Raw genomic sequence first — 18,642 nt, 5'->3', positions numbered from 1 at the left:
TTATGAGAAAGTTAATGCTTAGCGCAATTTGTCTTCTTTTTGCCTTAGCGGGGAAAGCGGAAGGAGTGTCGTCTCCTTCGGGCCAAGTGAAGCTGGATTTTGAATTATCAAAGAATGGTGCTCCGACCTATCAAGTGGAGTATAAAGGGAAATCCGTGATTAAGCCCAGCACCTTGGGACTGGAATTGAAGAATGCCAATAATCTGCTGGATGGTTTTGAAGTCCTGAAAGTTTCTACTTCTACCTTCGACGAAATCTGGCAACCGGTGTGGGGAGAAACGAAAGATATTCGTAATCACTACAACGAATTGCTGGTTGAATTGAAACAGCCCGCCACGGATCGTTATATGAACCTTCGTTTTCGTGTATATGATGATGGTGTAGGATTCCGCTATGAGTTTCCGCAACAGAAGAATCTGGTTTACTTCGTGATTAAGGACGAACATACCCAGTTTGCTATGACGGGAGATCATACCGCCTGGTGGATTCCCGGTGATTACGATACTCAGGAATATGATTATACGGAATCCAAACTTTCGGAAATTCGCGGTTTGATGCAGGGAGCCATTACTGATAATGCGTCACAAAACCAGTTTTCGCCGACAGGTGTGCAGACTTCCCTCCAGATGAAAACAGCTGACGGAATCTATCTCAATCTCCATGAAGCTGCTTTGGTGGATTATTCGTGCATGCACCTGAATCTGGATGATAAGAACCTTATCTTTGAATCCTGGCTGACGCCGGATGCACAGGGCGATAAAGGGTATATGCAGTCACCTTGCCACACTCCGTGGCGTACGGTGATAGTCAGTGATGATGCCCGCGAAATGCTGGCTTCCAATCTGATACTGAATCTGAATGATCCCTGCAAGTATGAGGACACTTCCTGGATTAAGCCTGTGAAGTATGTAGGCGTATGGTGGGAAATGATTGCGGCAGGCAAGCCGTGGGCTTATACATTTGATCTCCCTTCTGTAAAACTGGGTGAAACGGATTATACGAAGGTGAAGCCGAATGGCATTCACCCCGCCAATACGGAGAATGTAAAGAAGTACATTGATTTTGCTGCGGAGCATGGTTTCGACCAGGTGTTGGTAGAAGGCTGGAATACCGGTTGGGAAGACTGGTTCGGCAACAGCAAGGATTATGTTTTCGACTTTCTCACTCCATATCCTGATTTTGATATCAAATACCTGAATGAGTATGCTCACTCCAAAGGTGTCAAACTGATGATGCATCATGAGACATCGGCTTCCGCACGCAACTACGAACGCCACATGGAGGCTGCCTATGACTTGATGAACCAATACGGTTACAATTCCGTGAAAAGCGGTTATGTGGGTAATATCATTCCGCGCGGCGAATATCATTATGGGCAGTGGATGAACAACCATTACCTGTATGCCGTGACCGAAGCTGCCAAGCATAAGATTATGGTGAATGCCCACGAGGCTGTACGTCCTACTGGTTTGTGCCGTACGTATCCGAATCTGATAGGAAATGAATCTGCCCGTGGCACGGAATATGAAGCTTTCGGAGGCAGCAAGCCTTTCCACACGACCATTCTTCCTTTCACCCGTCTGCAAGGCGGACCGATGGATTATACGCCGGGTATCTTTGAAATGGATATGAATAAACTGAATCCGAATAGTCACGCTCATGTAAACTCTACATTGGCGCGTCAGTTGGCACTCTATGTCACGATGTACAGCCCTCTGCAAATGGCAGCTGATCTGCCTGAGAACTATGAACGCTTTATGGATGCTTTCCAGTTCATTAAGGATGTGGCTCTGGACTGGGATGACAGCCGATACCTGGAAGCAGAACCGGGACGCTATATCACGGCTGCCCGCAAGGCGAAAGGTACGAATAATTGGTTTATTGGTTGTACCAGCAGTGAGCAGGGACATGCTTCTACTCTGAAACTTGATTTTCTGGATGCTGATAAACAGTATATAGCTACTGTTTATGCGGACGCAAAGGATGCTGATTATAAAACGAATCCGCAGGCTTACGTAATCCGTAAAGGGATTGTTTCTCCTAAGACTGTGTTAAAATTGAAAGCGGCTCCAGGTGGTGGTTATGCTATCAGCATTATAGAGGTGAAAGATAAGGCGGAATTGAAAGGATTGAAAAAGCTGTCCGGTAATATCTGATAAACCGGAATATCTGGTATATAAAAATCCCTTTCCTCAGCTCTCCAATCACCAAAGTACGGTAATTAGGAGTGAGTGAGGAAGGGGCTATTTTCTTTTTAATAGTAGCATAGTTTACTTCGATATTCTCTTGCGGGAATACACATACAGAGAGTAGAAGAAGATTGATGAGTAACAGTGTTCTTTTCATGGCATTATTTATTTTAAAGCATTGCCACAAAGAAAAGCCTTTTGCGAGGATATTCCAAACGTATGGACATAAAAAAAGGAGTACCGCTGTACTCCAACCTTTGTTAACCTTAAATCTAATACTATGAAAAACACAGTGCAAAGGTACGGATATTCTGCGTATTTCCAAATGATTAGACCAATATAAGTGTTTTTATAACACTAATTAAAAATTAGGCATTGTTTCTTTACTTTTTTTCAAGGTTTTATTCATTGATACGCTCTTTTATCTTTCCCCAGGCGTGTGTATCGAACAGGCAACTTTCGCGCATGGTGTGATACATCTCTTTGAAGCGGGACATGGGAATAGTGAAACTCAACAGATTGGCTTCAAAGTGGGGACGCACGGACGGATCGAAGAAGCCGAGGAAACAGCGCTTGCCGTCTTTTTGGTTTTCGAGAACAGTGAGGGTTACAACGGAACTGCAACCGGAACCGAAAGGAGTAGCTACGGTATCAAATGCATTCGTATCATAAAAAGCCCATGTGGTAAGTCCTGACAGGATATCAGGTGTAGCAAGGAACAGCAAACCCTCCACATCATCGAAAGAAGTAAGTTTATCTATCCGGGCAAAATGCAGATAGGCCTTTTCCGTACGCGGTACCTGGATTTGCTTTATGAAATCTGTTACCATTTCAGGAGTCTTTTTGTACTTCTCTTTTAGGGATACGAAGTTAGGTACGTGTATTGGCATTTCCGTGAAACCGGTGTAGAACTTTCCGCCGCCACATCCTATGACGTCGCTGTTCAGGCTGATGGTTTTACCTTCCCTTACCTGTTGCAGGCCCTTGAAGAAGCAACCGCCAATTTTTTCTGTTTCGCTTTCCTGTTTATCGGAGTACCAGAAAGCGATGGGAAGTTCGGCACGTTCACCAAATGCTTCCCGATAATTAGTCATAAAAGTATGTATATCCATGATAACAGAGTTTTGGTTTGGAGGTAAAGATAACAATTGATTGCCGGATTATTGAGGATTTTACTTATTTTTGCATAGAAAACTATAATTCCATATTGATTATGAAAGCACGTATTTCCTGTTTTTTTCTACTTGTTTTTTTCTTTGTGCAGATAGTGAAAGGAGAAGATGACACTTTGTGGCAACTTCATGCTTCTGATATAAATGCTCCTTATGTAGGCGCCCCTATGGCGAATGGCGGAATCGGCATTCTTCCCTGGAAAGAACCTTTCTCTGTGCGGCAGGTGATACTGAATCATGTGTTCGATACGGACGGTCCTCAGGGGGTAAGCCGTGTGTTGAAAGGAATCAATCCTTTCCAGATGTCGATGGATATAGATGGAAAAGAGGTGAATACGGAATGTATCACAAACTGGAAGCAGTGTATTGACATGAAAGAAGCAACTCATAACAGTAGTTTCCGGGCAGCCGGGAAAGTTGATGTGGATTATAGCATTTACGCTTTAAGAAATATGCCTTATGCGGGGCTTATCCGTGTGGATATAAAAGCTCTGTCCGATGTATCTCTGAAAGTTGCTGCCCGGATGGATATTCCCCAAGAATACAGTCAGCCTACACAGCGCTTCCGGAAAATGAGGGCGGATGATACACAAATGTATATGCTGCAATCTTATGCTGCATCTGCGCATCGGCAACAAAAAGTTTCCGCTTCTTCCGCTTTTATTTTTAATAAAGGAAAAGCACAGGAGCCTTTTTATGATGAAGTGACTAAAGAGATGTCTTTCGTACTGAATCTGAAGAAAGGAGAGCAAATCTCTTTTGCTTTGGTGGGTTCTGTGTGCTCCGCCCGTGACTTTAGCGATCCGTATAATGAGGCTGAACGGCAGGTGATTTATGCTATTCATGAAGGTACAACTTCACTGATGGCTGCACATCGCCGTCTTTGGAATGAATTGTGGGAAAGTGATATCCTGATAGAAGGGGATGACGAAGCACAACGGGCGGTTCGGTTTGCACTTTTCAACCTTTATTCTTCTTGCAGGGAAGGAAGCGGATTGAGTATCTCGCCCATGGGACTTTCTTCGCAAGGTTACAATGGACATATATTCTGGGATTCGGAACTTTGGATGTTTCCCCCGATGCTGTTGCTGAATAAGGGAATTGCCGAATCTATGATCGATTATCGTATTGATCGCTTGATGGCTGCCCGCAAGAAAGCAATGTCATACGGCTTCAAAGGGGCTATGTTTCCCTGGGAGAGTGATGATTACGGGGAAGAATCGACTCCTACTTTTGCTTTGACAGGTCCTCTGGAACATCATATCACTGCGGACATCAGTATTGCCTGCTGGAATTATTATTGCCTTACCCGTGACGGACAGTGGCTGCGGACGAAAGCATTTCCGCTGATGAAAGCGGTTGCTGACTTTTGGGTAAGCCGTGTGACGCGTAATGATGACGGTTCTTACTCCATTTGCAATGTAGTGGGAGCCGATGAATATGCAAATGGGGTGGATGATAATGCTTTCACAAATGGTGCGGCTATCCGGGCTTTGGAATATGCTTGTGAGGCGGCAAGGATATGTAATGAGCCTGTTCCGGAAATATGGGAAGAAGTGGGCAAGGGCATCCGTATTCTTCGTTTTAAAGATGGAGTCACTCGTGAGCATGCCACATACAACGGTGAGATGATAAAGCAGGCGGATGTGAATTTATTGGGATATCCATTATATTTTGTCGGGGATGCTGAATCGCAAAAGAAGGATATGGAATATTATGTCGATAAGATTGATCCGCAGAATGGTCCGGCCATGTCTTATTCCGTATTCTGTGTGCAGTATGCCCGGATGAGGGATGCGAAGCGTTCCTATGAGATGTTCTGCCGTTGCTATCAGCCGAACTTGCGTGCTCCTTTCGGTGTATTGGCGGAAACGCCCACCAGTGATAATCCTTACTTTATGACGGGAGCAGGCGGATTGCTGCAAGCTGTTATAAACGGTTTCTGTGGATTGCAGATAACGGATGGCGGTGTGGAGCAATTATCTTCCGTACTTCCTGCACATTGGAAAAAGGTTACGGTGAAGGGAGTAGGACCGGAGAAAAAGATGTATACACGTGAGAGGTAGGAAACGTATGGACATAAAAAAAGGAGTACCGCTGTACTCCAACCTTTGTTAACCTTAAATCTAATACTATGAAAAACACACTGCAAAGATACGTACTTTCGGGATAACTGCAAATTATCCAAATAAAAAAGTATGTTCTATAACATTAATTAAAAATATAGACTTAATCTTATATCTTTGTTAACCTTTAGCCTCCTGATACATAAACCGTTTAATAGATTTTTTGGCTGTCTTTTCAAACTCCTCAAAATGTATCTTCACCTTTGAGATCTGGCAATAAGCCGGTAATTGCTGGTTGAGTTCGTTACGGTTAGCTTCCATCATACGCTCTACATCCGTTTGTTGCAGTCCATTAGCAAATGCATCGTCAAAGTCCGGATAAATCAGTGCTACCAGTTTTTCTTTTTGCAACACAATGAGCGACTCGGAAACATAAGGCATATTATTCAGTTTGCTTTCAATCTCTTCCGGGTAGATGTTTTGTCCGCTGGAAGTGAGCAACATATTCTTGCTACGCCCACGCACAGTTACATAACCTTCCGCATCCATTGTGCCTAAATCGCCTGTATGCAGCCAGCCATTTACGTCAATGATTTGTGAGGTTGCTTCCTGGTTCTTATAATATCCCAGCATCAGGTTGGTACCTCGACAAATGATTTCTCCCGCCACCTTTTCCGGATCAGACGAATCGATCTTCACTTCCATGCCTGTGGTTGCCTTACCGCATGATGCCAGCTTCAGGGTTTCCCAGCGGCTGGAACAGATGATAGGACCACATTCCGTCATACCGTAAGCGATGGTGTAGGGGAAGCCTATCTGTTTGAGGAAGCGCTCGACTTCTGCATTGAACGGGGCTCCGCCGATGATTATTTCATCGAAGTTACCACCGAATATTTCCATTGCTTCTTTGCGTGCAAGAGCCCTGATCTTGTCATTGATGATAGGAAGACGAAGCAGCAACTTACCTATTTTATTATCTACACGAGGCAGAATATTCTTCTTGATAATCTTTTCTACAATCAGAGGCACGCATGAGATGACGCGTGGTTTGATTTCAGCGAAAGACTGTGCGATAATTTTAGGAGTCGGCATGCGAGTGAGGAAGTAGAGGTGTGCCCCGGCTGAAAAACCGTAGAGGAAATCGTAAGTCATTCCGAACACATGTCCCATAGGAAGCATGGCAACCATATTATCGCCCGGTTTTACCGGAAGCATCTCATGGCAGTAATTCACGTTGGACCAAAGGCTGCGATAGGGGAGCATGACACCTTTGGAATATCCGGTAGTACCCGAAGTATAGTTAATGATGGCAAGTTCTTCCGGTTCATCCTTCCGATAGCAGATGTGTTCGGGACGGAAGTTTTTAGGATAGCGTTGTCCGTAGAGTGTATTGCGGTGCTCGAAAGCTTCCATCAATCGTTTGTCTCGACAGACTACAGGGGTGAATTCAGTCATCAGAATAACGCCCAGCAATTGTGGCATGGCGTCCTCATTCAGGTTTTCCCATACCTGGTCTCCCACAAAAAGCAGTCTGGCTTCTGAGTGATTGACGATATTATGTATATTATCCGCTTTAAATTCGTGAAGAATAGGCACAATAACAGCTCCATAAGTGATGGTTGCCAGGAAAGTAACTGCCCAGTGTGCACTGTTACGACCGCAGACGGCAATTTTATCACCCGGCTGGATACCGGCACTTTCCAGTACAATATGGAATTTTGCAATCTTGCGAGCCACGTCTTTATATTGGAGAGTAGCACCTTTGTAGTCAGTCAAGGCGTTTAAGTTCCAGTTCCGAATGATGCTTTGTTCAATGTAATCAATGAAGTGTTGTTCCTGTTCCATCTGTTAAATTTGCACACTTTAGTTAAAACTGCGCAAATATAGAGCTAAATGTGATGTCGTGCAAGTTTATATATTTATTCTTTGGTGGGAGGCGAAAGAAAAAGAAAAAATAACCAATTGTACTTTCTTTTGCCTTGATGCAAAAGAAAGATACCAAAGAAAAAATCAAGGCTGCACTTCCGGGGCTACTCCGAAAGTGTTTTCAGCTAAAGGGCAGGAACTCGCTTCGCTCAAACAGCCTGCCCTTCTTAACGCCGAAAACACTTTCTACGCTTAACGCCCCTACAGTGAGGCCGGAGACCATGCGGCGTGAATGGGGGGAAATATTACGTGGTTCTATATTACATAGCTCTGTGATGCACAGTCCTGTATCGCACAACGCTTTACTGCGCAGCACTCTATCGCGCAGCCTTCGGGCATAGGCGTAGGTGCGTCAAGCGGAGATATTGTCAGGCGCAGGTAAGGGGCGATTTGTCTGAGCGTAGCGAGTTCGAGCCCCGTCTGCGCATGGCAGTATCGGAGTAGCACCGTAGACGTAGCCCGTGCCCTTTCTTTTTGGTATCTTTTTCTTTCGGGCAAACGAAAGAAAAAGTACATGTATTAATCACTACTCTTCTTATCCGAAATCAGCAACAGCTTATCCCCCAAATGTAATTTCAGCGATCCGTTCGGTATCAGGAATTCCGTGCCTCGTTTCACAATCATTACGAGTGCTCCATTAGGCAGAGTGATATCCTTCAGGGTATCGCCTTCTTCGAGCATCTCCGTGGTAACGGTCATATCGCTGAGATCACTGTCTATTTCTTCGGGCAATTCCACACCGAATTCATTGCCGGTCTTCTCCAACGGGGTAGAAAGTTTCAGTAAGCGGGCAGCTAAGGAAACGGTAGTACCCTGGATAACGAGGGAAACAATCGTGATAAAGAATACGATATTAAAGATCACATCGGCACCCGGTACTTGCGCTACTACCGGATAAGTGGCGAAGATGATAGGCACAGCTCCGCGCAAACCTACCCAGGAAACGAAGAGTCGCGAACGGTTTGTAATCTTTTTGCCGAAAGGCAGCAAGCAGAGGAAGACACTGAGCGGACGACCAATAACAATCATAAATACACCGATAAGCGTTGCTACCAAAGCGATATCGAGTAATTCGTGAGGATTTACCAACAAACCGAGGCAAAGGAACATGATGATTTGGAACAGCCAGGTCAATCCATCCATGAAAGTATAAATCTCTTTGCGATGCATTATCTTGTTGTTACCTACCATGATGCCGGCAATGTAAACGGCGAGGTAGCCATTTCCTTTCAGAAGATCGGTAATGGAGAAAGTGAAAAATACGAATGCAAGCAAAAGAATAGGATAGAGGGCTTGATTATCAATATTAAGTCTGTTCAGCATGAGGATGGCAAGTTTGCCAAGAAGATATCCGGCTGCTGCACCTACTATAAACTGTACAACGAATGAGCCGAAGATACCTGCAATACCCATTCCACCGGATTGTATGAACTGTATCAGTACGATGGTAAGCATGTAAGCCATGGGGTCATTACTACCACTTTCGAGTTCCAGCATGGGACGAAGGTTATGTTTCAGATTCATCTTCTGCGAACGCAGAATAGCGAATACTGAAGCGGAATCGGTAGAAGACATCGTAGAAGCAAGAAGCAGAGAAGTAGTGATGGGCAGGTAAATGTTTGACCAACTCATGCCGGAGATCCACCAGATGAATAAACCCGTAAAAATAGCTGTAAGTAATACACCGGCCGTAGAAAGGACAATACCTGGAACAAGAATCGGCTTAATTTCGCTGAATTTAGTATCCATACCGCCAGAAAACAAAATAACGCTAAGAGCAACCATACCAATAAATTGTGCTTCTTTAGCGTTATGAAACTGTAGTCCGAAACCATCGCTACCGAAAACCATGCCGACGACAAGGAATAGTAACAGGGCAGGGACTCCGAATCGATAGCCGGTCTTGCCAACAATAATACTAATGAAAAGTAAGATAGAACCAATTAAAAGAATGTTTTCTGCTGTAAAAATCATAAATTGGGTATTATTTAAGTTGTTTATTCAAGGATTTAGTTATCGCAAAGCGAAGTTATGTCTATTTTTAAACAAATGCAAGGTGTAAAATGTTCAGATTGAATTTTACTTTCTTTTCATATAATCCTTCATTACAAATCTTCTTAATTGAATTTTAGTACAAACATGGTTTCCTTTCCGGGATGTAGGGAAAGGCTGCCACCTGACAGGCGCATTATTTGACGTGAAATGCTCAATCCGATGCCGCTGCCACCTTCTTTTGTGGTGAAGAAAGGTATGAAAATGTGTTCTGCTACTTCAGGAGGAATGGCAGGACCGTTATTGGATACTTCGATGAGTACGGCTTCATTTTCATTACAATAAGCGTGTAAGGTGATGATACCTTCTTGAATTCCTGCTGCCTCGATGGCCTGAATGGCATTTTTCAATAAGTTGATGAGTACCTGTGAGATAAGGTTCTCATCTGCATAAAGAATAAGGTCATCTGGAGTGATGTGGGAGTGGAAGGTGATATGGGAATCAGGATATTGATGCCGTGCCAGTTCCACCATACGATTGATAAAACCTTTGACGTAGAACAAGGAAGGTTCCGGTTTGGGGATACGGGTGAAACGGCGGTAATTTTCTACAAAAGAGAGAAGTCCTTTGCCCGTAGTACTGATGGTGTGCAGGCCATTGCGGATTTCGTCAGCAGTTTCTTTGTCGGAAGAGATAGATTCACTTTTTGCTTTTAATTCTTCGCTTCCTTGTATCAGTGTCAGCAATGTATCACTCAGTGAAGTGATGGGAGTGACGGAATTCATAATTTCATGTGTCAGTACACGGGTCAGGCGTATCCAAGAGTCGATTTCCTTTTCATCCAGTTCGTTATTGATATCATTCAGGGCAAGGATGCGGAAATGCTCCTGACGGATGGTTATGTCGGAGACGCGGATGGAGAGGTTGACTGTGCCGCGTTCGTTGGACAGGCGGGTTTGCAACTTGTCTCCGGGGCGGCAATGGGCGAAAAGTCCCATAAGATTTGCGTCAATACGGCTAAGTTGGCTGACATGGGTGAAGACTTCCAGGCCTAACAGGCGGAGGGCTTCGTTATTTTTCTGGTAAACAGCACCTGCATCGTTCAGTACCAGGATACCGGTATTGATGCAGTCGAGAATGAGTTCGTAATACTTTTCCTGTTGTGCTGTTTCACTCTTTACATTATATAATATAGAAGCAACACGGTTCAGGGCCTGGTTTACAATACGGTTGTCCGGAATGTCTTCGTGTTCGGAGAAATGGATGGATGCATCGTTGTTTTCAATGGCATCGAGCAGAAACAGGACCTTCTGCGTATGCCGACGATACAGTTTCCATTGCCAGCGCAGACTCGTCAGCAGCAGCAAGGAAGAGATGACGATCCATAAAAGGTCTTTATAAATAATGGATACCGTGACAGCTCCCGCCAGCAGGAGAGAGATGACGATACGGAAAAGGTAGCGATCGGTGATGCATCGGTAGTAATGTTTCATAATCCGAACTTTTTCATTTTGTTATAGAGAGTCTGCCGGGTGATGCCGAGTTGTGCGGCAACAGCGGATAGATTGCCGTTACAGGTGTCCAGAGCTTTCTGTATCATTTTCCGTTCCATTTCTTCAAGGGTGGCTGCTTCTGTACCGGCATCGCTTCCGGTGCGTGAGGTTTCGGGACGCTTAGGCAACTGGAACAGTTCCGCCGGCAGTTCGTTGCCGTCGCAAATAATGACTGCTTTCTCTATGGCATGCTCCAGTTCGCGGATATTTCCGTACCAGGGGTGTGTTTTCAATTTGGTACAGGCAGCATCGGAAAGCCGTAATAATGTTTTGTCATATTGCTTGCAGAAGCGTATTATAAAGCGTTCGGCAAGAGGAAGAATGTCTTCCGGCCGTTCGCGCAAAGGCGGAATTTCAAGATGGATAGTATTGATGCGGTAAAGCAAATCTTCACGGAATTCATTGCGTTGTACCATCTCGTTCAGGTTGCGGTTGGTGGCACAAATCAGACGGATGTCAACAGCTATAGGCAGGTTGCTGCCTACACGGACAATACTGCGGCGTTGCAATACGGTCAGTAGTTTGGCTTGCAGGTGATAGAGTAAATTGCCGATTTCATCGAGAAACAATGTGCTATGGTCTGCTGTTTCGAACTTACCGGGACGGTCAGCGTATGCATCTGTGAAAGAGCCTTTTGTATGCCCGAAAAGCTCGCTTTCAAAGAGGCTTTCGGTGATGGCTCCCATGTCTACGGCAATCATTTCCTTCGTACAGCGGGAAGAAAGTGCATGAATTTCACGTGCCAGCATCTCTTTTCCCGTACCGTTTTCTCCGGTGATAAGGATATTTGCATCGGTTATGGCGACTTTCTCCACCAGCGAGCGCAATTGCTGCATGATGGGACTTTCTCCCCAATACATGGCAGAGGTTACAGGAGAGGCATTTTTTCCATTATTCTTATTATGAATGGCTTGGGCTGCATTCAGTAAGGTTTCCACCAGCTTTTGATTATCCCACGGCTTGACAATAAAGTCCGTCGCCCCTTCTTTTATGCCACGCACGGCAAGATCAATATCTCCATAGGCAGTGAAAAGAACCACAGGCAAGGAGGGACGAAGGCGTTTGATCTCCTGCAACCAGAATAATCCTTCGTTTCCGGTATTGATGCCTGATGTAAAGTTCATGTCAAGTAACACCACCGATGGAGTTTCTTCACGCAACACAGAGGTAAGTGTGACAGGTGAAGTGAGCGTGATGATCTTTTCGAAATGGGGTTTCAACAGCAGTTGCACAGCGGTGAGCACACCGCGGTTATCATCGACAATGAGGATATTTCCGGGCTTTTTCATACGAGAGTTTCTTTTGAGGGAGTAAAGATAATGCAAATCGAAGGTATAACTTTCATGCTTGCATGAAAAAGTTATGTTGAGATGCAGCTTATCTTCTGTAAAGATAAGGAAGTTCAGTGAAAAAAATGAAAGATACTTGTCATATTTTCTACATATCGGCGTAATACGAATAACTGACCTTTGCCTGCAACTAAAAATACAGACACTATGAGATTACGTACTTTTTATTCTACCATTCTATTATGGCTGAACCGTATTTATAATGTGTATCGTGCCCGGCATGGACAACCTTATTATTCTTTGTCACAAGCGATTAAACAAAAAGTAAAATCCGCTGTTTCTTATATTTCCGATTTTGAGGAGGAACTGGTGAAGTTTGCCCCTACACGTAAATGCGACGGTATCATTTGCGGGCACATTCATCATCCGGCAAATACTTATTATGATGATATACATTATCTTAACTCCGGTGACTGGATGGAAACTCTTTCAGCACTTGTAGAGGATGAGGACGGAAATTGGGAAGTGTTACGGTACGAGGATATGCTGATGAACGAAAAGCCTGAAGAGCGCCTCTGTAGTTAAAATCGTGAATTATAAATTGTAAATTACTAAATTATAAATATAAAGATGAAAGTTCTTTTTATTGTTCAAGGAGAAGGTCGCGGTCATCTGACGCAAGCCATCACACTGGAAGAAATTCTACGACGCAACGGGCACGAGGTAGTAGAAGTACTGGTGGGGAAGAGCAATACCCGTCGCCTGCCGGGTTTCTTCAACCGCAGCATACAGGCACCTGTGAAACGCTTTCTCAGTCCGAACTTTCTGCCTACGCCTGCCAATAAGCGGGTCAGCATGTCTCGTAGTATCGCATATAATCTGATGCAGGTTCCTGCTTATCTGCGTAGCATTTGTTATATTCACCAGCGTATCCATGAAACTGATGCGGACCTCGTAATCAACTTTTATGAGTTACTGACGGGCTTGACTTATCTTTTTTTCCGCCCCTCTGTACCGCAGATCAGTGTCGGCCATCAATATCTTTTCCTGCATCATGACTTTGAGTTTCCTAAAAAGAATCCCGTGAGCTTGCTGATGCTCCGTTTTTTTACACGACTCACGTGTATCGGAGCCAAAGAGAAGCTGGCTCTCTCATTCCGTCCGATGGAAACGGACGAAAAAGCGCATATACGTGTGGTACCGCCTTTACTGCGGCGCGAAGTGCTTTGTTGTGAAGCTGCTTTCGGAGAGTATGTGCACGGTTATATGGTTAATGCCGGATTTGGAGAAAGTATCTCCCAGTGGCATGAGCAGCACCCTGAAGTGCCTTTGCACTTTTTCTGGGACAAACCGGATGAGCCGGAAGTATGCAGGATGGATGAAACATTGTCATTTCATCAGTTGGATGACGAAAAATTCCTTCGCTATATGTCGGGTTGCCGGGCGTATGCCACTACAGCAGGTTTTGAATCCGTTTGCGAGGCTATGTATCTGGGTAAGCCTTTGCTGATGGTACCGGCGCACATTGAACAGGATTGTAACGCTTATGATGCGGCACGAGGCGGAGCAGGTATTATTTCCGATAATTTTGAGGTAGACCGTTTGTTGGAGTTCGCCCGGAGTGAGTATCAACCCGAAGAGAATTTCCGTAGCTGGGTGCGCAGTTGTGAGTGGCGGTTGCTGAACTGTATAGAAACGGCGGAAGGAATAGGCTTTATAAATGATTATAAATTGATGTATGAATAAGAAAATAGCCTGTATGAAAATAGAGAAGGGGAAAATTAACTTCCCCCTCTCTTTTCTTTTGCTTTTGCTGCGGCCTGGGTAGCAGTGGTTTCAGTTTCTTCGGTCTGTTCTTCGCTGTTCTTTTCCGCTTCCTTTTGTTCCATTTCCCGTCTCAGTCTTTTCAATCTCCACTTATTCCAGAACATAAGCTCTTTCCATCGGTTGAAGTCTTTCTTGAAAATGATACCGATGCCTTGCGTTGTCAGATTGGTTCTTGTATAATAGCGGTCATTCGTTTCATTATACGCTTTCAGTCGAATATCTCCGCTACGGTTCACAAGCCATTCTGCTTCAAAGTCACCTACAAAGTTCGTATTTGCCATCGGATTGTCGCGGTATCCGAAGTTACCGTTGATAAGCAGACGATTGTTCAGTAATTGTCCCGATAGCATTCCTTCGAATTCCATATCCGTCCAGCCTTTTTCTCCGGTGCTGAGGTTGGTACCTATATTCCAGTTGTTACTATTAATAATGTTGGAAAGTGCATTATTTAGTTGTCCTGAAAGGGTAGATGAAAGCACAGAAGTCATCATGTTCGAGTTTTGAGTGGCATCTACATTCTCGGGTGTATAGAATTTGCCGATACCTAACAGATATAGAATCTGCATATTCATTTGTTCGTCTGTAGGGATATAGTTGCGGATAAGGGCTTGCACTTCATCCCGTTCATTAGGCACTTCCAGTCCCAACTTGATGTCAGGGGAAGTGAGTTGACCTGTCAAATTCATGGTACAGTTTACCCGAATATTCGTAGGGATTCCATAGCTGCTTGCATTGGGTACCAGGTCATTCAATGATGCGGAATTCACCATATAGTTTGCTTGGATATCCATAGTGGCATCCAATGGAGGACCGTTGAAACTGATAGTACTTCCGTCTTTTATTGTAAAATCCTTGCGTATCACTTCCTGCAAGCTGAATTTATAAACTCCCTGACTGATGCGGTAACTACCGAACATTTTTACATCATCTGCTTTGTTGTAAAATTCTGTGCGGATATTTCCGGACCCTCGTCCACTGATGTAGTCACCTGCGATAGGGTCCATAACGATTCTCATGGTTGCATTCGGGGTAGCTTCTACAAGCAGATTGAGGCGGATATCGGTCTGACTTTCTTCCTCATGCTGTATCTCTTGCTGTGCCAGCTCGTAATCAGAGGTCAAATTAATGGAATCCAGCACAGCACGACGAGGTGTCTTATCTACAAACTTGATAAATTGGGTGCTGGCAGCTGAAGATACATTATCCTTTATATAAACAAAATTGGTGTTTCGGTCGGTAGCCATAGCAACATCTATGTTTACGCCCTCTCGCGCATTACCGGCAATCAGAGCACTTCCCGTTCCGTATACCGTACCATAGAAAGGAAAATCCAGTGATTCCTTTGTATTCATCACCAGCATATTATTTACGTCAAACTGAAAACGATATTCCAAATTCTTGAAGTGTTCATAGTGCAGGTAACCGTTTACATTTCCTTGATTACCCTGAGGGTCGAAAATACGATTATTATGGAAAGTCAGTCCGTTCGGCTCTATCAGAATGCTGTCTTTTATGAAGAAAGTGGTGTTCAATACATCTACTTTCATGGAGGCATCGCCAAGTACGCGCCCTTCCATAGTAAGCCCTTTAAATTTACCATAGAAATGTACGTTGCCACTGGCCCGTCCGTTAAATTCCGGTGTAATACTACTCATGTAGTGTTCAATAAACTTGAGATTGGTGCTGTCCGCTTCAATCTGTAAGTCGAGTGCACTTGTGGGCTTTATGGGGTAGATATATCCATATACATGACTTTTGGCTATGTCTTTCTCACGAATATGTGCATCGAGATAAATTCCTTTTACTTCGTGATGCCATTCTCCATGAATATTGGCATCGCCCAATAATCCATCATTCAATCCAAGGCTTCGGATAAACAGGTCGGTATACATAACGGGAGTCTTTAATACTCCACTGGCATAGGCAGGGCCGGTAGCTTCACCTTTGAAGTTAACCCCAAGGTCGGCTATATCGAATACATATCCTATATTAATATCTTTCAAATCCAGGCGTACCGTGTCATTGGGTTCTTCTGAAATAACCCCATTGATGCGCAAGTGTCGGTCTTTATGGCTGAAATAGAAATCATTAATATGTATTTTCCCGGAATCAATGACTACTTGTGACGGGTGTATTTCCCATAGAGTATCATTCAGAATGATATCTGTTTTTTGTACATCTACGACCGTTTTCAATGGCGAAACTGCCTTACGGGAACGCTTGTTATCTCGTTCTTCGGTTTGCGCACGGAGAAAGTGTGCAGTAGCAGCCAGTTTACCACTATAGGTGACGGAACTACTGTTACCCCAGTTTAGGGAAGTCTGAATAAGGTCGTCTTTGGCCTGAGCCTCCAATGCAATGTTTATTGCACCTGTCGGCTTGCGGTTATTGAAGCGCAGGCGGGCATGAATTTTGTCACCCGGATTTTCGCATAATAGCATTCCGGATTCAATGAATTTATCTCCGTAACGCAGACGTGGAAAATAGCCCTCTACCCGCAGGCGTTGCGCTTTGTCATTGAAATAACCTTTTAGAGTAGAGTGTGTATAGATTTTAATGGGAACATTGAATACAGTGGACAATAAATCCGTATTAAAGATATTTACATCAAAATGGAAGTTATTCTCGCTTTCTATGGGGTTCTTGTCCGGTAATATCAGAGCGGGAATGTATTTCCTCATGATATTCATTACACTGGCAGGCAGAGTACGATAGGAATAATCTCCCTCGATGCTTGCATTCAGGAAATTAGATGTTACTGTCAGTTGCTTATGAGAACTATCCCTCTGGCTGGCAGCGATTTTCAGGTTATCCAGGAAATACTCCTTATCGGGTGCAGTGAATTGCAGACTGTCGATATTGATTTCTCCATTCATTTCGTCAATGGAGCCACCCGTGAAGTCGGCTGTTAATTGAACAGAAAGTTCCGTATCCTCATATTTTGGGGTCAGGTGGAGTTCGTGCGGACGCACATTGCGAATGCTGGCGTGAAAGTTGAAAGTCGGTATACGGCTGACGGTATTGATATTACCGTTCAGCAGAATAGAACCATTTTCGTCATCCAATGCTGCTTTTCCATTGAAACCGCCTTGTTTGTATTCTCCGTCCAGTGTGATATTCTCATAATTATAATCACTATAGTCGATGGAAGCAATCAATCCTTTCATCACAATGGAAGGATATTGATTATCATAGTGGCTACCTTCAACGTCAAGATTGAAAGTTACTTTTCCCAGCTTTTCGTTATCCAGCATATTGCCCAATTCGAATTCTTCAGTCTTCACGGCACCCGAATATGCAAAATAACCTTTTTCTTTATCTGAACTTATTTTCAAGTCCGTCTTGATGGAGCCAATGTCTGTGTATACCAAACCATAAGTTACGATGTCCGTGAAATAGCCTGATACTTCTCCATGAAATGAAATGGTGCCCAAACGTTGTAATATTGGAGGAACACCCTCGTAATTCTTACTCAAGTTGCGTACAAAAAAAGCAACCCCTTCCGGATCAGCATATAAATTGGACAGGTTACCAAATACAAATGCATCCTGAGGGCGGGATAGATCCTGTAAAGATACATCTCCTTTCAAACGGAAATGCGGTCCTCCTGTGATTGATAGGTGGGGACAGTTCAGCTGGTTAATGGTACCATTTGTTTCTACAGCTATTTGCAGCTTTTCTTTAAAAGGAGAAAATGCGGGAACAAATGCAGCCAAATCACGAAGTGAGATATCTGAAGGCAGCATACGGAACGAGAAGTGCACGTCATTAGCAAAATTGCCAAAGGCCCCCAGGCTGTCATATTCCATACGTATGGTGTCCATGGTAAGCGAAGTATTGGGCAGGTCGATTGCAAAATTTTCGATATTCATCTTCTGATCATTTGCCACAACTTTTAAGCTCAGCCTCTTTAACTCAAATCCGGAATTTCTTTCTTCTATACTTAAACGTTTGATAGCAGCATTTATAGAATCATTTTGAAGTGCTTTTAAGGAGATATTGGCAATAATGTTACGTAGCTGTATGTGCTGTGCATTGAACTTTCCCGGTGTTTCTTCTGCCGACAGCACATTGTAGGACAGCTTGCCGCGTCGTATCAATAAAGAATTGATGCGGATATCCAGATTACTTTCTTTTTTGATGGTATCTTTAGAGGCAAATGCATCAAGTACGAACTGGAAATTGGGTATATCTTCCGGTGTTTTTTTTTCCAGATTGATGTTAAAACCAAATAACTGCACGTTACTGATGGAAACTTTTCCCTTGAATAGGGGTAATATATCGAATTTAGCTGAAAGACGGGATATTTTCAGCATTTCTTTATCGGACTGGTCATTCAATAATAAGTCATCGATTATGATGCGGTTTAGTAGTCCCATATTTATCCGCCCGATGGTCAATTGTGTACCCAGAACGTTAGCTAATTCGTTTGCAACCAGCACAGATATTTGTTGTTGAACGTAAGGAATGTTCAACAACAAAATAGTCCCGATATACAAACTAAGTATAATACCGAGCACCCAGCGAACTGTCTTTTTTAACTTTCTGATAGGCGGTTTGTTTGAATTAGCCAACAAAAATATGAAATAATACGTTATCAATCCTACTTTTATCATTACTTTTGCAGC

9 protein-coding genes and 1 pseudogene are annotated in these 18,642 nt (G+C 43.8%); 4 read left to right on the top strand and 6 right to left on the bottom strand.

Going from position 1 to position 18,642, the window contains the following annotated elements:
- Positions 1 to 2 precede the first annotated feature (2 nt).
- Entirely contained in the window at positions 3 to 2,156 is a 2,154-nt protein-coding gene (locus tag DW036_RS13025) for a glycoside hydrolase family 97 protein (protein ID WP_118464755.1), read from the top strand.
- A gap of 434 nt (positions 2,157 to 2,590) precedes the next feature.
- Here the strand turns inward: DW036_RS13025 and DW036_RS13015 are convergent, their stop codons facing one another.
- The gene (locus DW036_RS13015) at positions 2,591 to 3,301 is read right to left on the bottom strand and encodes a DUF169 domain-containing protein (RefSeq protein ID WP_118464897.1); all 711 of its coding nucleotides are present in this window, start codon (positions 3,299 to 3,301) and stop codon (positions 2,591 to 2,593) included.
- 101 nt (positions 3,302 to 3,402) lie between these two features.
- On the opposite strand from DW036_RS13015, the gene DW036_RS13010 reads away from it, so the two are divergent.
- A complete protein-coding gene (locus DW036_RS13010) occupies positions 3,403 to 5,427 on the top strand; it encodes a glycoside hydrolase family 65 protein (protein ID WP_118464896.1) in 2,025 nt (674 codons plus the stop codon).
- 180 nt (positions 5,428 to 5,607) lie between these two features.
- On the opposite strand, the gene DW036_RS13005 is transcribed toward DW036_RS13010, so the two are convergent.
- The 4 genes from DW036_RS13005 to DW036_RS12985 all read right to left on the bottom strand — a co-directional run bounded on the left by DW036_RS13005 (position 5,608) and on the right by DW036_RS12985 (position 12,187).
- Complete coding sequence (locus DW036_RS13005) at positions 5,608 to 7,272, bottom strand: long-chain fatty acid--CoA ligase (RefSeq protein ID WP_118464754.1); 1,665 nt, start codon at positions 7,270 to 7,272, stop codon at positions 5,608 to 5,610.
- 600 nt (positions 7,273 to 7,872) lie between these two features.
- The gene (locus DW036_RS12995; protein ID WP_118464753.1) at positions 7,873 to 9,327 is read right to left on the bottom strand and encodes a potassium/proton antiporter; all 1,455 of its coding nucleotides are present in this window, start codon (positions 9,325 to 9,327) and stop codon (positions 7,873 to 7,875) included.
- A gap of 143 nt (positions 9,328 to 9,470) precedes the next feature.
- Positions 9,471 to 10,838, bottom strand: coding sequence for a PAS domain-containing sensor histidine kinase (locus tag DW036_RS12990; RefSeq protein WP_118464752.1), 1,368 nt, complete (start codon positions 10,836 to 10,838; stop codon positions 9,471 to 9,473).
- Positions 10,835 to 12,187, bottom strand: a complete 1,353-nt coding sequence (locus DW036_RS12985) for a sigma-54 dependent transcriptional regulator (RefSeq protein ID WP_118464751.1) — start codon at positions 12,185 to 12,187, stop codon at positions 10,835 to 10,837. The genes DW036_RS12990 and DW036_RS12985 overlap by 4 nt, the downstream gene beginning before the upstream one ends.
- 231 nt (positions 12,188 to 12,418) lie before the next feature.
- Between DW036_RS12985 and DW036_RS12980 the strand changes: the two are divergent.
- Together DW036_RS12980 and DW036_RS12975 are read left to right on the top strand one after the other, a co-directional pair.
- Positions 12,419 to 12,772 (top strand): annotated as a pseudogene (locus DW036_RS12980) (UDP-2,3-diacylglucosamine diphosphatase); the annotation flags it as partial.
- Between the two features lie 45 nt (positions 12,773 to 12,817).
- Positions 12,818 to 13,933: a glycosyltransferase family protein gene (locus DW036_RS12975; protein ID WP_118464750.1), complete on the top strand. Its 1,116-nt coding sequence runs from the start codon at positions 12,818 to 12,820 to the stop codon at positions 13,931 to 13,933.
- A gap of 35 nt (positions 13,934 to 13,968) precedes the next feature.
- On the opposite strand, the gene DW036_RS12970 is transcribed toward DW036_RS12975, so the two are convergent.
- Complete coding sequence (locus DW036_RS12970) at positions 13,969 to 18,630, bottom strand: translocation/assembly module TamB domain-containing protein (RefSeq protein WP_233560424.1); 4,662 nt, start codon at positions 18,628 to 18,630, stop codon at positions 13,969 to 13,971.
- Positions 18,631 to 18,642 lie beyond the last annotated feature (12 nt).

Origin of the sequence: Bacteroides sp. AF39-11AC (assembly GCF_003474285.1) — a bacterium.
Classification (GTDB): domain Bacteria; phylum Bacteroidota; class Bacteroidia; order Bacteroidales; family Bacteroidaceae; genus Bacteroides.
This window is presented reverse-complemented; position numbering and strand designations above follow the sequence as displayed.